The organism is Mesobacillus sp. AQ2, assembly GCF_030122805.1.
Lineage (GTDB): Bacteria > Bacillota > Bacilli > Bacillales > Cytobacillaceae > Mesobacillus > Mesobacillus oceanisediminis_A.
The window spans coordinates 235,038-250,000 of the sequence record NZ_CP126080.1 but is presented as its reverse complement, the minus strand read 5'-3'; the positions used below and the strand labels follow the sequence as shown (position 1 = coordinate 250,000).

Genomic DNA, 14,963 nt, shown 5'->3' with positions numbered 1-14,963 from the left:
GTCTTTGGCATTCGGAGTTTGTCTGAATTCGGTAACCCGATGAGGGCCCCTAGTCCAAACAGTGCTCTACCTCCAAGACTCTTACAACGTGAGGCTAGCCCTAAAGCTATTTCGGAGAGAACCAGCTATCTCCAAGTTCGATTGGAATTTCTCCGCTACCCACACCTCATCCCCGCACTTTTCAACGTGCGTGGGTTCGGGCCTCCAGTTGGTGTTACCCAACCTTCACCCTGGACATGGGTAGATCACCTGGTTTCGGGTCTACGACCACATACTCATTCGCCCTATTCAGACTCGCTTTCGCTGCGGCTCCGTCTTCTCAACTTAACCTTGCATGTAATCGTAACTCGCCGGTTCATTCTACAAAAGGCACGCCATCACCCATGAACGGGCTCTGACTACTTGTAGGCACACGGTTTCAGGATCTCTTTCACTCCCCTTCCGGGGTGCTTTTCACCTTTCCCTCACGGTACTGGTTCACTATCGGTCACTAGGGAGTATTTAGCCTTGGGAGATGGTCCTCCCAGCTTCCGACGGGATTTCTCGTGTCCCGCCGTACTCAGGATCCACTCAGGAGGGAACGAAGTTTCAACTACAGGGTTTTTACCTTCTCTGACGGGCCTTTCCAGACCACTTCATCTACCCCGTTCCTTTGTAACTCCATGTAGAGTGTCCTACAACCCCAAGAGGCAAGCCTCTTGGTTTGGGCTATGTCCCGTTTCGCTCGCCGCTACTCAGGGAATCGCGTTTGCTTTCTCTTCCTCCGGGTACTTAGATGTTTCAGTTCCCCGGGTCTGCCTTCAATACCCTATGTATTCAGGTAAAGATACTGTTCCATTACGAACAGTGGGTTTCCCCATTCGGAAATCTCCGGATCAAAGCTTACTTACAGCTCCCCGAAGCATATCGGTGTTAGTCCCGTCCTTCATCGGCTCCTAGTGCCAAGGCATCCACCGTGCGCCCTTTCTAACTTAACCTAAAAGGTCATTTCTCTAATTGAATAGAGAGAAAACTAAAATGGCGATCACTCGGTTTTCTTCTTGGTTCTTCTTACTTACGATTATCTAGTTTTCAAGGAACAAAAAAGTCTTGAGAGAATTGCTCCCTCAAAACTAAACAAACAAGCGTACAACTATGTGGATTACATCCACAGTACGAATCGAAAGATTCGCATTCCGATTGCCCTTAGGCAATATCCTTAGAAAGGAGGTGATCCAGCCGCACCTTCCGATACGGCTACCTTGTTACGACTTCACCCCAATCATCTGTCCCACCTTAGGCGGCTGGCTCCAAAAGGTTACCCCACCGACTTCGGGTGTTACAAACTCTCGTGGTGTGACGGGCGGTGTGTACAAGGCCCGGGAACGTATTCACCGCGGCATGCTGATCCGCGATTACTAGCGATTCCGGCTTCATGCAGGCGAGTTGCAGCCTGCAATCCGAACTGAGAATGGATTTATGGGATTGGCTTCACCTCGCGGCTTCGCGACCCTTTGTTCCATCCATTGTAGCACGTGTGTAGCCCAGGTCATAAGGGGCATGATGATTTGACGTCATCCCCACCTTCCTCCGGTTTGTCACCGGCAGTCACCTTAGAGTGCCCAACTGAATGCTGGCAACTAAGATCAAGGGTTGCGCTCGTTGCGGGACTTAACCCAACATCTCACGACACGAGCTGACGACAACCATGCACCACCTGTCACTCTGTCCCCCGAAGGGGAACGCCCTATCTCTAGGGTTGTCAGAGGATGTCAAGACCTGGTAAGGTTCTTCGCGTTGCTTCGAATTAAACCACATGCTCCACCGCTTGTGCGGGCCCCCGTCAATTCCTTTGAGTTTCAGCCTTGCGGCCGTACTCCCCAGGCGGAGTGCTTAATGCGTTTGCTGCAGCACTAAAGGGCGGAAACCCTCTAACACTTAGCACTCATCGTTTACGGCGTGGACTACCAGGGTATCTAATCCTGTTCGCTCCCCACGCTTTCGCGCCTCAGCGTCAGTTACAGACCAGAGAGCCGCCTTCGCCACTGGTGTTCCTCCACATCTCTACGCATTTCACCGCTACACGTGGAATTCCGCTCTCCTCTTCTGCACTCAAGTTCCCCAGTTTCCAATGACCCTCCCCGGTTGAGCCGGGGGCTTTCACATCAGACTTAAGGAACCGCCTGCGCGCGCTTTACGCCCAATAATTCCGGACAACGCTTGCCACCTACGTATTACCGCGGCTGCTGGCACGTAGTTAGCCGTGGCTTTCTGGTCAGGTACCGTCAAGGTACCGGCAGTTACTCCGGTACTTGTTCTTCCCTGACAACAGAACTTTACGACCCGAAAGCCTTCATCGTTCACGCGGCGTTGCTCCGTCAGACTTTCGTCCATTGCGGAAGATTCCCTACTGCTGCCTCCCGTAGGAGTCTGGGCCGTGTCTCAGTCCCAGTGTGGCCGATCACCCTCTCAGGTCGGCTACGCATCGTTGCCTTGGTGAGCCGTTACCTCACCAACTAGCTAATGCGCCGCGGGCCCATCTGTAAGTGACAGCCGAAACCGTCTTTCAGCTTTCCCTCATGTGAGGGAAAGGATTATCCGGTATTAGCTCCGGTTTCCCGAAGTTATCCCAGTCTTACAGGCAGGTTGCCCACGTGTTACTCACCCGTCCGCCGCTGATCTTCAAAAGCAAGCTAATGAAGATCCGCTCGACTTGCATGTATTAGGCACGCCGCCAGCGTTCGTCCTGAGCCAGGATCAAACTCTCCAAGAAAGAGTTATGAGTTAGCTCATAAGTTAAAACGTTGGCTCATGTCTTCTATTAATAGAAGCATGATAATTTATTGTTTGTTGACGCTTGTTTGTTTAGTTTTCAAAGAACAATTAAACTGGAGCGGGTGATGGGAATCGAACCCACTACATCAGCTTGGAAGGCTGAGGTTTTACCAGTAAACTACACCCGCATATGATATTAGTTGCTGATGGTCGGGAAGACAGGATTCGAACCTGCGACCCCTTGGTCCCAAACCAAGTGCTCTACCAAGCTGAGCTACTCCCCGATAAAGAGAAAATATAATGGCGCGCCCGAAAGGAGTCGAACCCATAACCTTCTGATCCGTAGTCAGACGCTCTATCCAATTGAGCTACGGGCGCATAATGTTTTAATAGCAACTTATATATATTAACACAATCGTTTAAGTGTGTCAATATCTTTTTTGGTGCGGCCGAGAGGACTTGAACCTCCACGGGGTTGCCCCCACTAGGCCCTCAACCTAGCGCGTCTGCCATTCCGCCACGACCGCATAACATGACAGGTTTATATCTTAACTGATTCAAACGCATTAATCAACAGGTAATTAATGGTGCGGGTGAAGGGAGTCGAACCCCCACGCCTTGCGGCGCCAGATCCTAAGTCTGGTGCGTCTGCCAATTCCGCCACACCCGCGTATTAATATCATCCCGCCTAAGCAGAATCCAGAGAAAGTTTTTTCAACTGTTGTAAAAAAACTGGTGAGCCATGAAGGACTCGAACCTTCGACCCTCTGATTAAAAGTCAGATGCTCTACCGACTGAGCTAATGGCTCATTTTTGAAGTGGAACAAAGATTGTATCCACCCATTTATTTTCCCTCATCGCATCTGATGCTCAAAAGACCTTCGGTCTTTCTCGCAGATTGCCAGGGAAGAAAACTCAATGCAGCGAGCAATCTGCTCTGCCGACTGAGCTAATGGCTCAAAAAAATGGCTGGGCTAGCTGGATTCGAACCAACGCATGACGGAGTCAAAGTCCGTTGCCTTACCGCTTGGCTATAGCCCAATGAAAATGGCGGTCCCGACCGGGATCGAACCGGCGATCTCCTGCGTGACAGGCAGGCATGTTAACCGCTACACCACGGGACCATTGAAGATATTTTTTGTTTTTTTTGCAAATGGTGACCCCTACGGGATTCGAACCCGTGTTACCGCCGTGAAAGGGCGGTGTCTTAACCGCTTGACCAAGGGGCCATATATGAAATGTTCTGGCGGAGAAGGAGGGATTTGAACCCTCGCGCCGGTTACCCGACCTACACCCTTAGCAGGGGCGCCTCTTCAGCCTCTTGAGTACTTCCCCATACCTCGAAAAAATTAATGGCTCCGCAGGTAGGATTCGAACCTACGACCGCTCGGTTAACAGCCGAGTGCTCTACCACTGAGCTACTGCGGAATAGCAGCATTTCTTCTTGCGTTATTTCATGATGACGTCTTATCGACTCTTACTATTATAGGGAGCAGCCCAGCAAAAGTCAACCATGTTTTTAATATTTTTCGAACCCGAGCTTGAATGCCTGGAAACCTTAATCTACAACTATTTCTTTGACCTTGACCAGCTTTCCCCTGCATTTTCCGCAAACATATTTTGAAGTGTTAATGGATCTTTTCCTGCGATAGTCCAACTTACATTTGCTGCATTGATAAATCAGGAACTTTTGGCTCTTTGATTTTCGTTTCTTTTCCTCAGGCAGAGTGGAACAAAATCTGGGTGCATCTACTTGTTTGAGCAATTTCCTAAAATCATTGTCTCGATGCTTATAGCCTTTCCCTTCCAGGTGAAGATGGTAATGGCAAAGCTCATGCTTGATAATACCGATAAGCTCCTCTTCTCCAAGCTGTTCGAAATACTTTTTGTTAATTTCGATATTGTGGCTATTCAGCATGTACCTGCCGCCGGTGGTTCGAAGTCGGGAATTGAAGAAGGCTTTATGCCTGAAAGGCTTTTGGAAATAGTCATCTGAGATTTTACTAACAAGATTCTGCAATTCTTGGTCTGTCATTTAAGAACTCCTGCCTTTTTAGAAACCTGACAACCCATTATAGCATATATTAATGTTACCTTTTACCGTATTTATCTTAAGGAGGTATTGTTTATGCCAGTCTGGTTCCAGAATCAAATGAAACGAGCCTTCTATGAAAAAAATCGTTATCAAATCAAACTCTTAAATCAATGTTGGTTTTTTTATAGAAAGAAACAGGAGTAGTGAAAAAGACTGCAGGATTGACTGCAGTCTTCTTTATTTTGCTTGATCGGGCTTCAGCATTGTCAAAGCGACACGGCCTTTTTTCTGGTCTACACTGTCTACCCATACTGTTACTACATCGCCTACCGAGACAATATCCAATGGGTGTTTTACAAAGCGGTTGCTTAGTTTGGAGATATGGACAAGGCCATCCTGTTTAACGCCGATATCCACAAAAGCTCCGAAATCCACTACATTTCTTACAGTCCCCTGAAGCTCCATCCCTGGTTTTAGATCCTCCAGCTTTAGAACATCTTTCTTTAGAAGCGGAGCTGGAAGTTCATCACGCGGGTCTCTTTCTGGACGGACGAGAGCGTCAATGATGTCCTTAAGCGTCAGTTTACCGATTCCAAGCTGGTCAGCTGTCTGATCGATATTGATTTGCCCTAAAGCATCCTTCAGTGCGGATGTCCCTAGATCAGACGTTTTAAATCCGAGACTGTCAAGCAGCTGCTTTACCTCGCCATAGCTTTCCGGGTGGATGCCAGTGCGGTCAAGCGGTTCTTTTCCGTCAATGACACGAAGGAATCCAATTGCCTGTTCATAGGTCTTGGCTCCAAGGCGCGGGATTTTTTTAAGCTGTGCCCGGCTCGTGAACTTCCCTTCCTCTTCTCGCTTCTTGATGATGTTATTGGCAACCGTCTTTGATAGTCCTGATACATATTGCAACAATGATGATGAGGCTGTGTTTACGTTAACACCCACCTGGTTAACTGCCGTTTCTACAACGAATGTCAGGGATTCGGATAGTTTCTTCTGGCTTACATCATGCTGGTATTGACCGACACCAACAGATTTAGGATCGATTTTCACGAGTTCTGCCAGGGGATCTTGCAATCTGCGTGCGATCGAAACGGCACTTCTTTCCTCTACTTGATAGTTCGGGAACTCTTCACGGGCAAGGTCAGATGCGGAGTAGACACTTGCGCCTGCTTCATTGACGATTAGATAGAAAATTTCTCGATCCAGTTCCTTTAGAATATCTGATACGAATTGCTCCGTCTCCCTTGAAGCTGTACCGTTGCCGATGGCCACCATTTCTACATCGTAATCTTTCAGGACTTTAATGAATTTGTCCCGTGCTTCGGTACTTTTAGCACTCGATGTATGCGGATAGATTACACCGATCGATAAAACTTTTCCGGTCTCATCGACAGCAGCCAATTTGCAGCCTGTCCGGAACGCAGGGTCTACTCCAAGAACGACCTTTCCTTTTAAAGGAGGCTGAAGGAGCAGTTTGCGCAGGTTTTCGGAAAAGATATGGATCGCCTGCTCTTCTGCTTTTTCCGTGAGCTCATTCCTGATTTCACGTTCAATTGATGGCTGGATCAAGCGTTTGTAGGCATCCTCAATCGCTTCTGTTACCGAAGTTGTTGTTACAGAATGATTTTTGGAAATCCACTTACGCTGCAGATAACTCATGATCATCTCTGTTTTCGGCTTGATTGACACCCTTAAAAGGTCTTCTTTCTCACCTCGGTTGAGCGCAAGAATCCTGTGAGGGACTACTTTACTGACCGGTTCGGAGTATTCGTAGTACATCTCATAAACATTTTTCTCATCTTGCTCTTCGTTTTTTACGGCAGATTCAATAGAGCCTGTCTTAAAGGTTTCGCTTCTAATCCATTTACGGCTTTCTGCATCGTCGGAAATGATTTCGGCAATGATATCCTTCGCGCCTGCAATCGCGTCCTCAACGGATTCAACGCCTTTTTCTTCTGATAAAAACTCCCCGGCCTTACCTTCAAGACTGCCGCTAACAGGGAATTCCAGCATCCATTGAGCAAGAGGCTCAAGGCCTTTCTCTTTGGCGGCGGTTGCTTTCGTCCTTCTTTTTTGCTTGTACGGACGGTAAAGGTCTTCTACTTCCTGAAGCTTGATCGATTTTTCTATGTTCGCTTTAAGTTCGTCTGTCAGCTTTCCCTGTTCCTCGATCAGCCTGATGACTTCTTCTTTACGCTGTTCCAAGTTCTGTATGTATTGCCATCTTTCAACGATGTCGCGAATTTGCACTTCATCAAGGGCGCCAGTCATTTCTTTCCGATATCGGGCGATGAACGGGACCGTGTTCCCTTCAGCGATCAATGAAATCACACTTTGCACCTGTTTCGCTGCTAACGATTGCTCTTTGGCAATGATTTTTACATATTGGTCTTGCTTATCCATTGTTTGAGTCAAGAGACAATCCTCCATTATCATATTGGTATTTCTTGATACCTTAATAGTGTACCAAAACCGGGGTGAGGTTTACAGTTTCGCTTCTGCCCGGAAGGATTTTAATGAATTGTGAAAGACATCTATATAAAACAAAAAGAAGTCCACCGGCTATAGTAGACTTCCCACAATAAAAGTTGCATCATCCATTGAGTTTGCGTATTCCCTTTTGATTTGTTCCGCGACGGCTGCTACGGACCGGTATCCCTTCAAAAGTGTTTTTGCGCCATGGATATCAAACCCATCTGAGTAGATCAGGAATTTTGAATCTGGCTCGTAAACAAATCGTTGGGTGTGGAATACTTGCGGCTTCCCTGAAAGATAACCTGTAACCGGCAAAGGATACGTCAATTTGCCGTTTGGCGCATAGAGGAAAAAGCGGATATTCCCGACGCAGCTGTACACGAATTGACGGCTTTCGAAGTAGACCTTGAAGATCGATACAGCAGCCCCGCGTTTTTGCACCAGAATGTTGTTGCAGTATTTCATGAGTGTATCAACATCTTCATGATGGTGCTGTTCGACTACTGAAACGACCGCCGCAGATGCTTCATGCGCGTATTGTCCTGACCCGAGTCCATCTGCTACTACACAGACAAAATAATCATCGGTGGCTGTATAATAGTAACTGTCACCGCACTCTAATTTACCTTCTTTGATTGTCTGGTAAGCATAAAGTTCTATTTTGTCCTTGAACTGTTGGATCATGTAATATACTCCGAGTTGTTGTTTTCCGCATGAATCGCTTCTTGAAGCTTTTTGATTGCCCTTCTTTGAAGTCTTGATACATGCATCTGTGAAATACCGAGCTTGTCACCAGCCTCTTTCTGGCTCAGGTTATCAAGATAGGTATATTGGATAATTAACTTTTCGCGCTCGCTCAGTACATGAAGTACTTTTTCGAGAACCATTCTCTGGTTGATTTTTTCATAGCCTTCATCAATATTTCCGACGATGTCCAACAGGGTGACTGTTCCGCCGTCAGAATCGGCTTCAATAGAATGGTCAACGGATAAAGCCTGGTAGCTTTTCCCCATCTCCATCGCTTCCAACACTTCTTCTTCGGAAACCTGAAGTGCTTCTGCGATTTCATCCACTCGAGGAGAGCGGTGCAGCTGGGTGGTCAAATCTTCTACAGTTGTCTTGATTTTAGGACCAAGTTCTTTTATCCTGCGCGGTACGTGAACACTCCACGTTTTATCTCTTAAGAATCTTTTGATTTCACCAATGATGGTCGGCACGGCAAATGCTTCAAAGCTTTTGCCGAATGTTTCATCGTAACGGCGGATTGCGCCTAAAAGACCGATCATTCCAACCTGGAAAATATCCTCGTGGAATGACCTTCCCTTCGAGTACTTTCTCGCGATGGTTTCGACAAGGTTTTGATAATGAAGAACCAGCTCATTCTGGGCGTCTGCATCCTCATGTAGCTGGTAGGCTTTGATTAATTCATTAATCTCTTCTTTTGGCCTCTGCTTAGGTTGAGATTGTCTCTGCATCTCTCTCCACCTGCTCTCCTTCTCGGTACTTGGTCATAAAGACCGTGACGCCCTCTTTGTGATGGATCCGAACCTCGTCCATCAAGGTTTCGATCAGATACAGTCCCAAGCCTCCTTCGCGAAGGAATTCCACAGAACTATTCTGGTCATAAGGACCGAGGCCCTGGCGCGCTGAGTGGAAGTCAAAGCTTTGTCCATTATCTGCAACCATCACTTCAAGCTTGTCTTCATACAATCCGAAACCAATGATAACTTCGCCATTCTCTTTGTTTTTATATGCATGCTGCACAGCGTTGGTACATGCTTCGCTGGTCGCAATTTTTAAATCTTCAATTTCGTCATAGGAGAAACCCATGCGGCTTGCAATACCAGAAAGGGTCAAACGAATGACACCTACAAATTCCGGTTTAGCCGGGATTTTCATCTCAATATAGTCAAATGACTGGTTCATTGCACTCCACCCTCTATCTGGCTGTTTATATCGATAATGTCGGCCAAGCCGGTGATTTCGAAAAGTCTCTGCAAACGTTCGGACAAGCCGACGATCTTGAACTCACCGTCGTGTGCACGGACGTTCTTGAATACTCCTACAAATACTCCAAGCCCAGTACTATCCATATAATTGACCTCTGAAAGGTCAACAACCATCTTTACACCTTCTTTTTCAGATAAAGGGAAAAGCTTTTCACGAAGCTGTGGAGCTGTATATGCATCAATTTCACCGTTTACTTTAACTGCTAACTTAGATTCTGTTTCTTTAACATCTATCGAAATATTCATAAATGACCCACCCTTTACAATTCAATTGCTCTTTTGATTTACCCGTTTCGGGTTCTGATTAAACATCTCTTTTCAAAATGATCAAAGTAAAATCATCCCGCAATTGGAAATGCTGAAGTTTTTCAAGTTCCCTAAAGATATTATTGACAATTTCCTGAGCATTTAAGTGAATATATTTATTTATATATCCGATTAATGTTTCCTTTTCGATGAAACCCTCTTCCGTCCTGCACTCAGTCACTCCGTCAGACATCAGGATCACCATATCCCCAGGAAGTATTTCTTTTTCGTACTGGGTATACTTTGTCCGTTTGTCCACTCCTAACAGCAAGCCTCTTGCGACCAACTCTGAGAATTCCTTCTTTTTGGAATCATAATAGAAGCCAGGCTCATGCCCTGCGGAAGCATAATAGAAGATGTTGTTGGAAGGATTGAACATTCCATAAAACATTGTGATGAACATGCTTGGGTCAACGTTCTGTTCAACGACTCTGTTCAGGTTTTCCAGGATGCTGCTCGGATCAAGCCGGTTTTCTGGCAGGCTGTCCATCGCATACTTAATCATGGACATACAAAGCGCTGCCGGAATCCCTTTTCCGATTACATCAGCGATCGCAACACTGATATTGTCATTCTCATCCTGGACAAAATGGAAATAGTCACCATTCATATGCTTTGCAGGGACGCTGATTGCGCCGATATCGATACCGGGAACGGTAGGGATATTCGTGCCAAGCAGGGTTTGCTGGACATTAGCGGCAATTTCCATTTCGGACCTTAATTCCTCCTGCTGGTGCCTTAAGCTTTGATGCTCACGGTAAGCAATACCATAACCAATCATCACTTCGAGGAGAATGTCAAAGGAATGCATAATATCCTCTGGTAGTTCAGGATACATTTCAAGAAGCAAGCTTTTATGCAGGCTGATGATTTCTTCCGGTGCGATTTTGTGCTCTATCGACTTCCGGCTGAATTTCTGTCCCGCATATAATGCTTGTTCGGATTGCTCTTTTATATAATTGTCAAGAATATCCCGATACTTTGATTCCATCATTTCTCGGAAATCCATACTGTTTCCCCCTAACGGAGCCATTTAGTTGCTTTGATCTGTGTTCCTTGTCCAGGAGTAGAGTCTATGTCGAATTCGTCCATAAGACGCTTAACCCCGGGAAGGCCGGCTCCAAGTCCTCCTGATGTTGAATAACCATCTTCCATGACCTGGCGTATTTCTTTAATACCTGGGCCGCTATCTACTGCATTGATTCGCAATCCCGCTTTTCCGCCGTCATACAGTTTATCGATGCAAATCTGTCCTTTTCCGGCGTACAAGTAAATATTCCTGGCCAATTCACTGATGGCTGTGGTGATTCTTGCTTGGTCAACCGTGCCGAAACCAAGCTCTTTCGCTACATTCCTGCCAAGCTGGCGCGCGGCCACGATGTCCCATTCATTGATAATCGTTACGCAGGATTGGATGTCCATTCAGCTATTCCCCCAATTCCTGTTGTAATTTCTCCAAACCTTTTTCTAAATCTAATGCAGTTAGGACATCATCAAGTCCGATTCCTAATTCAATTAGCGTTATCGCTACAGCAGGCTGGATTCCTGTTATGACTACAATCGCACCCATAAGCTTGGACATGTTGATGACATCTCCAAGGACTTTGGCGATAAAAGAGTCGATGAAATCGATTGAGGTTAAATCAATGACGACACCATTGGCACTTGTCTCATGAATTTTATGGAGCAAGTCCTCTTGAAATTGAAGAGCAGTTTGGTCATCAAGCTCCCATTGAATGGAGACCAACAGACAATCATCCAGCTTTAGGATAGGTATTCTCACTTTGCTCCCTCCAGTGAAACGATTTTTTTATTTGTCAGCTCAAGAGCTGCTTCTATTCCTTTTTTCAAGTTATTCTTCGTTGTAAATTGGTTCAGGTCAATGCCCAGGTTGACGATGGTCTGGGCTATTTCCGGACGGATTCCGACCAGCATGCACTTGGCACCAATAAGCCTGACAGCATCCGCTGCCTGGATAATATGGTGGGCAACCATCGTATCTACGACAGGAACACCTGTAATATCTATAAGAACTACCTCAGAACGGTGTTTAACCGCACCTTTTAGCAGGTTTTCCATGATTTGTTTTGCACGCTCTGTATCGATGGTACCAACAAGCGGCATCACCGTAATTCCTTCAAATACAGGAATAAGCGGAGCCGAAAGTTCCTGAAGGGCAATTTTCTGAAGGGAAACCGTTCTTTCCCATGTAGACGAGTATACACTGACAATCTCATTGTTCATTGGGGTTGCCCAGCGGTCAAACTCAAATATGATTTCCATCTGATTCTCAGGCGTTACGACTTCTTCCCTCTGCATCCCTTCAAAAACAATCAAATTAAAGGTATGAAGGCCTTTGGTGACAAACGTCAATGGCCAGCCAAGCCTGACCACCTTTTCAGCAAAATCCGTCAGCCTTTCCTTATATTCCTCACTCGTACCTTTAAAATTAGATATGATCAAATCGATAAATTCCTTGCTCGTTGATTGGAATACACGATCTGATACTAAACGGACCACCCGATCATCCGCTTCTTCTTTCGTCCTATCTATCCATTGATCCAGGATGTCTTGTTTATGACCCTGAATATAATTTGATATTATTTTATTCATTCCATCCTCCCCATTCTATCACAACAAAATTTTACATTACCCCAATCCGCCCAAATGTAAACCATTTTTAAAACTGTAATTAAATTTTCACAAATTCCTGATTATATATCTCCATTTAATGATAACAGTTTTCTTTCGTCAAATAAAATCAACTTGTCGACACCATTCATGGAATATCGCATAGTTATTATTCCTATTTTTGCTGAATTAAATTTTAGCGTGGGTAAATTTTGTGTTTATGCCTGTGTGGCGATTGGGAGATTGGTGACTCTTCGGCTTGCTTCGGACAGCTTTCCTGCTTTTCTTGCCTAACCTGTCCGAACTCAGGACTGCTTCGGACAGTTTTCCTGCACATCCTGCTGAACCTGTCCGAACTCAGAGCTACTTCGGACAGCTTTCCTGCATATCCTGCCGAACCTGTCCGAACTCGGGACTGCTTCGGACAGCTTTCCTGCTTTTCTTGCCGCACCTCTAAAACAACCCCCGCCAATTAAAAAAGAGACAAGCGCTATGCTTGCCTCCCACACAGAAAACATCCGTTTTTATTTTTTGGGGGTTATGTAAAAGGCCTGCTGGCAGGCCAGGTGGTCCGGTTACAAAAAAACGCTCTTTTTATTCAAGAGCGTGCTGTTGATCAGAATTCAATAAGACCTAAACTTACCTGAAGGGCTTCATCCACTTTTTCCATCATTTCGTCATCGAGATGGGTAATTTTATCGGTTAGGCGCTGTTTGTCAATTGTGCGTATTTGTTCCAATAATATGACCGAATCTCTTTCAAAACCGTACCGCTTCGCATCAATTTCTACATGAGTTGGAAGCTTGGCTTTTTGGATCTGTGCCGTGATCGCTGCGATAATGACTGTGGGACTGAACCGATTCCCGATGTCGTTTTGGATGACCAGGACAGGGCGCACTCCGCCTTGTTCCGAACCAACAACTGGGGATAGGTCTGCAAAATAGACGTCACCACGTTTGACAATCAAAGGATCATCCTCCGCTGACTAGACGTTCAACTGTGTGTTCTGCCTCGTATTCTGCTTGAAATGCTTCTGATGCAATGGTTAGATTAATCTTGGCCATTTCCATATAGCCACGTCTCATGGATTCACGAATTTGTCTCTTTTTCTTCTCACGCAAAAACATTTTTGTTGCCTGATAAATAAATTCGCTGCGGTTTACGTTTTCTTGCTTAACAAATCCATCTAGTTCACTCAACAGATGCTGCGGTAACTTTACCAAAATCTCAGTTGTTGCGCTGGATTCAGACACAAACATACACCTCCACCATCATCACTACATACCATTATTAAGTTCGTTATCTCTCTACCATTTCTAATATTATCACTATTTATGCCAGATGCAAAGGTAAATCAGCAATTCTTCTGTATTATCCGCCAAAAAATTAGTATTTTATGCATGGTATTAGCGGGATTACACAGCTTTGTTAATTATTGGATGTGTTTTATAGCAATGAATTGTTCAAATCGACGACTTTGCCATTTTGCCTGTACAATCTTGGCACCCTGGAGGAAATGATGCACGGGACTTCATAATTAATGGTTTCCAGCTTGCTTGCAATCTCATTGATGGAAATCGATTCTTGTTCCTGGCTCCCGATCAGGGTAGCGACCGTTCCAACGGGAACCTCATTCGGAAGTCTTACCATGCATTGATCCATGCAGATACGGCCAATGATCGGCGACCTTTGGCCATCGACCAGCACTTCCTGCCCCTGGAGCCTTCTTATCCATCCATCAGCATACCCAATCGGCAGCGTCCCTACCCAAATTTCTTCAGGGGCTTCATACGTAGCACCGTAGCTGACTTTTTCACCTTTTTCCAGTTTCTTTACATGCACAATCCTCGAGTGGAGAGTGAACGCCTCCTGGAGCTCCACCGGCAATTCAGGAGCGATTTCCATTGATGGCGCCAGTCCGTACATCACGATTCCTATTCTTACGGCATTAAAGCGGGCATCGGGGTGCATAAGGGCGGCTGCACTGTTGCTGCTATGGACGATTGGCGGCAGCTGGTCCAGGGCTGACAGCATTCCCTTGAACGATGCCAGCTGCCTGTTGAAATACGTATCATCCAATTCGTCCGCTGTTGCATAATGTGTGTAAATGCCATGAAGCTGCAGGCGCGGGTCTTCTGTTATAAGCCTTTCCACAGCCTTCAGCTCTTCCACCGTACGGATTCCAATCCGGCCCATTCCTGTATCTATTTTTATATGAAGCAAAAGGGCGGCATCCTTTTTCAATACTTCCTTCGCTTTTTCCAGCCATTCTTTCTGAAAAACAGTAAGGATGATTCCTTCCTCGGCTGCGATATTCACGTCTCCCGGCCTGCTGGCACCAAGGACAAGGATCGGTGCAGTGATCCCCTTTTTCCGCAATGCGAGTGCCTCGTCCATGAATGCTACCGCAAGCATTGACGCTCCTGCTTCCAATGCCGCCTCAGCCACTTGCAAATCCCCGTGTCCATATGCATTGGCCTTCACAACTGCAATAAGTTCAACATCCTCAGACAAATGACCTGAGATTTCCTTTACGTTGTTTTTGATCCGATCCAGGTCCACTTCTGCCCAAGTATCACGGTAAAAAAATCCTTGCTCTTCCACCGAAAACTCCACTTCCTTCAATCCGAGCTTAATTTATATTGTTTAATTATCAAACTGAAAGAACTCAATGTCAAATGGATATATACGGATTTTTCAAGGAGGAACTACTTCTCGGGAGTGAACTGGTTTTAGAAGAGGATATC

At 45.9% G+C, this 14,963-nt stretch carries 14 protein-coding genes, 11 tRNA genes and 2 rRNA genes (1 of these 27 only partly in view); 1 reads left to right on the top strand and 26 read right to left on the bottom strand.

Annotation, left to right across the window (positions count from 1 at the left end; translation table 11 throughout):
* The 14 genes from QNH36_RS01400 to QNH36_RS01335 form a co-directional block, all read right to left on the bottom strand.
* Positions 1 to 977: ribosomal RNA gene (locus QNH36_RS01400) — 23S ribosomal RNA — on the bottom strand; it reaches 1,958 nt to the left of the window's first position.
* A 225-nt stretch (positions 978 to 1,202) separates the two neighbouring features.
* Positions 1,203 to 2,752: ribosomal RNA gene (locus tag QNH36_RS01395) — 16S ribosomal RNA — on the bottom strand.
* The 16S and 23S rRNA genes sit together here with 11 tRNA genes alongside, the layout of an rRNA operon.
* A 116-nt stretch (positions 2,753 to 2,868) precedes the next feature.
* Positions 2,869 to 2,942: transfer RNA gene (locus QNH36_RS01390), tRNA-Gly, on the bottom strand.
* Between the two features lie 19 nt (positions 2,943 to 2,961).
* A tRNA-Pro gene (locus tag QNH36_RS01385) sits at positions 2,962 to 3,038 on the bottom strand.
* A gap of 17 nt (positions 3,039 to 3,055) precedes the next feature.
* Positions 3,056 to 3,132 (bottom strand) — tRNA-Arg (locus QNH36_RS01380).
* A gap of 63 nt (positions 3,133 to 3,195) precedes the next feature.
* Positions 3,196 to 3,281 (bottom strand) — tRNA-Leu (locus tag QNH36_RS01375).
* A 58-nt stretch (positions 3,282 to 3,339) separates the two neighbouring features.
* Positions 3,340 to 3,424: transfer RNA gene (locus tag QNH36_RS01370), tRNA-Leu, on the bottom strand.
* 63 nt (positions 3,425 to 3,487) lie between these two features.
* A tRNA-Lys gene (locus QNH36_RS01365) sits at positions 3,488 to 3,563 on the bottom strand.
* A gap of 157 nt (positions 3,564 to 3,720) precedes the next feature.
* Positions 3,721 to 3,795 (bottom strand) — tRNA-Gln (locus QNH36_RS01360).
* A gap of 7 nt (positions 3,796 to 3,802) precedes the next feature.
* Positions 3,803 to 3,878: transfer RNA gene (locus QNH36_RS01355), tRNA-Asp, on the bottom strand.
* Positions 3,879 to 3,908: 30 nt separating this feature from the next.
* Positions 3,909 to 3,983 (bottom strand) — tRNA-Glu (locus QNH36_RS01350).
* Positions 3,984 to 3,998: 15 nt separating this feature from the next.
* Positions 3,999 to 4,089: transfer RNA gene (locus QNH36_RS01345), tRNA-Ser, on the bottom strand.
* 18 nt (positions 4,090 to 4,107) lie between these two features.
* Positions 4,108 to 4,182 (bottom strand) — tRNA-Asn (locus QNH36_RS01340).
* A 130-nt stretch (positions 4,183 to 4,312) separates the two neighbouring features.
* The gene (locus QNH36_RS01335) at positions 4,313 to 4,789 is read right to left on the bottom strand and encodes a SprT family protein (RefSeq protein WP_283904496.1); all 477 of its coding nucleotides are present in this window, start codon (positions 4,787 to 4,789) and stop codon (positions 4,313 to 4,315) included.
* Between the two features lie 93 nt (positions 4,790 to 4,882).
* On the opposite strand from QNH36_RS01335, the gene cmpA reads away from it, so the two are divergent.
* Positions 4,883 to 4,993 (top strand): cortex morphogenetic protein CmpA, encoded by a 111-nt coding sequence (gene cmpA / locus QNH36_RS01330; RefSeq protein ID WP_139378277.1) that lies wholly within the window; start codon positions 4,883 to 4,885, stop codon positions 4,991 to 4,993.
* 33 nt (positions 4,994 to 5,026) lie between these two features.
* Here the strand turns inward: cmpA and QNH36_RS01325 are convergent, their stop codons facing one another.
* The 12 genes from QNH36_RS01325 to alr all read right to left on the bottom strand — a co-directional run bounded on the left by QNH36_RS01325 (position 5,027) and on the right by alr (position 14,820).
* Positions 5,027 to 7,198, bottom strand: a complete 2,172-nt coding sequence (locus QNH36_RS01325; protein ID WP_481825312.1) for a Tex family protein — start codon at positions 7,196 to 7,198, stop codon at positions 5,027 to 5,029.
* Positions 7,199 to 7,357: 159 nt separating this feature from the next.
* On the bottom strand, positions 7,358 to 7,954 hold the full coding sequence (locus QNH36_RS01320; protein ID WP_283904494.1) for a PP2C family serine/threonine-protein phosphatase: 597 nt from the start codon (positions 7,952 to 7,954) through the stop codon (positions 7,358 to 7,360).
* Positions 7,951 to 8,745: an RNA polymerase sigma factor SigB gene (gene sigB, locus QNH36_RS01315; protein WP_144481156.1), complete on the bottom strand. Its 795-nt coding sequence runs from the start codon at positions 8,743 to 8,745 to the stop codon at positions 7,951 to 7,953. Before sigB ends, QNH36_RS01320 begins: the two co-directional genes overlap by 4 nt.
* On the bottom strand, positions 8,723 to 9,196 hold the full coding sequence (gene rsbW / locus QNH36_RS01310) for an anti-sigma B factor RsbW (RefSeq protein ID WP_283904493.1): 474 nt from the start codon (positions 9,194 to 9,196) through the stop codon (positions 8,723 to 8,725). The genes sigB and rsbW overlap by 23 nt, the downstream gene beginning before the upstream one ends.
* Positions 9,193 to 9,525, bottom strand: a complete 333-nt coding sequence (locus tag QNH36_RS01305) for an anti-sigma factor antagonist (RefSeq protein ID WP_144481158.1) — start codon at positions 9,523 to 9,525, stop codon at positions 9,193 to 9,195. Before QNH36_RS01305 ends, rsbW begins: the two co-directional genes overlap by 4 nt.
* A gap of 58 nt (positions 9,526 to 9,583) precedes the next feature.
* A complete protein-coding gene (locus QNH36_RS01300) occupies positions 9,584 to 10,594 on the bottom strand; it encodes a PP2C family protein-serine/threonine phosphatase (protein WP_144481160.1) in 1,011 nt (336 codons plus the stop codon).
* An 11-nt stretch (positions 10,595 to 10,605) separates the two neighbouring features.
* Entirely contained in the window at positions 10,606 to 11,007 is a 402-nt protein-coding gene (locus QNH36_RS01295; protein ID WP_144481162.1) for an anti-sigma regulatory factor, read from the bottom strand.
* A gap of 4 nt (positions 11,008 to 11,011) precedes the next feature.
* Positions 11,012 to 11,368, bottom strand: a complete 357-nt coding sequence (locus QNH36_RS01290; protein WP_041967776.1) for an STAS domain-containing protein — start codon at positions 11,366 to 11,368, stop codon at positions 11,012 to 11,014.
* Positions 11,365 to 12,198: an RsbT co-antagonist protein RsbRA gene (locus QNH36_RS01285; RefSeq protein WP_144481164.1), complete on the bottom strand. Its 834-nt coding sequence runs from the start codon at positions 12,196 to 12,198 to the stop codon at positions 11,365 to 11,367. The genes QNH36_RS01290 and QNH36_RS01285 overlap by 4 nt, the downstream gene beginning before the upstream one ends.
* Before the next feature lie 634 nt (positions 12,199 to 12,832).
* On the bottom strand, positions 12,833 to 13,183 hold the full coding sequence (gene ndoA / locus QNH36_RS01280) for a type II toxin-antitoxin system endoribonuclease NdoA (protein ID WP_041967053.1): 351 nt from the start codon (positions 13,181 to 13,183) through the stop codon (positions 12,833 to 12,835).
* A 4-nt stretch (positions 13,184 to 13,187) separates the two neighbouring features.
* Positions 13,188 to 13,469 (bottom strand): CopG family ribbon-helix-helix protein, encoded by a 282-nt coding sequence (locus QNH36_RS01275; protein WP_031308192.1) that lies wholly within the window; start codon positions 13,467 to 13,469, stop codon positions 13,188 to 13,190.
* A 193-nt stretch (positions 13,470 to 13,662) separates the two neighbouring features.
* The gene (gene alr / locus QNH36_RS01270) at positions 13,663 to 14,820 is read right to left on the bottom strand and encodes an alanine racemase (protein ID WP_251544792.1); all 1,158 of its coding nucleotides are present in this window, start codon (positions 14,818 to 14,820) and stop codon (positions 13,663 to 13,665) included.
* Positions 14,821 to 14,963 lie beyond the last annotated feature (143 nt).

Excerpts from the sequence above, each read along its gene's own strand:
- QNH36_RS01335 (WP_283904496.1), bottom strand. The coding sequence starts at position 4,789 with ATGACAGACCAAGAATTGCAGAATCTTGTTAGTAAAATCTCAGATGAC.
- cmpA (WP_139378277.1), top strand. The coding sequence starts at position 4,883 with ATGCCAGTCTGGTTCCAGAATCAAATGAAACGAGCCTTCTATGAAAAA.
- QNH36_RS01325 (WP_481825312.1), bottom strand. The coding sequence starts at position 7,198 with ATGGATAAGCAAGACCAATATGTAAAAATCATTGCCAAAGAGCAATCG.
- QNH36_RS01320 (WP_283904494.1), bottom strand. The coding sequence starts at position 7,954 with ATGATCCAACAGTTCAAGGACAAAATAGAACTTTATGCTTACCAGACA.
- sigB (WP_144481156.1), bottom strand. The coding sequence starts at position 8,745 with ATGCAGAGACAATCTCAACCTAAGCAGAGGCCAAAAGAAGAGATTAAT.
- rsbW (WP_283904493.1), bottom strand. The coding sequence starts at position 9,196 with ATGAACCAGTCATTTGACTATATTGAGATGAAAATCCCGGCTAAACCG.
- QNH36_RS01305 (WP_144481158.1), bottom strand. The coding sequence starts at position 9,525 with ATGAATATTTCGATAGATGTTAAAGAAACAGAATCTAAGTTAGCAGTT.
- QNH36_RS01300 (WP_144481160.1), bottom strand. The coding sequence starts at position 10,594 with ATGGATTTCCGAGAAATGATGGAATCAAAGTATCGGGATATTCTTGAC.
- QNH36_RS01295 (WP_144481162.1), bottom strand. The coding sequence starts at position 11,007 with ATGGACATCCAATCCTGCGTAACGATTATCAATGAATGGGACATCGTG.
- QNH36_RS01285 (WP_144481164.1), bottom strand. The coding sequence starts at position 12,198 with ATGAATAAAATAATATCAAATTATATTCAGGGTCATAAACAAGACATC.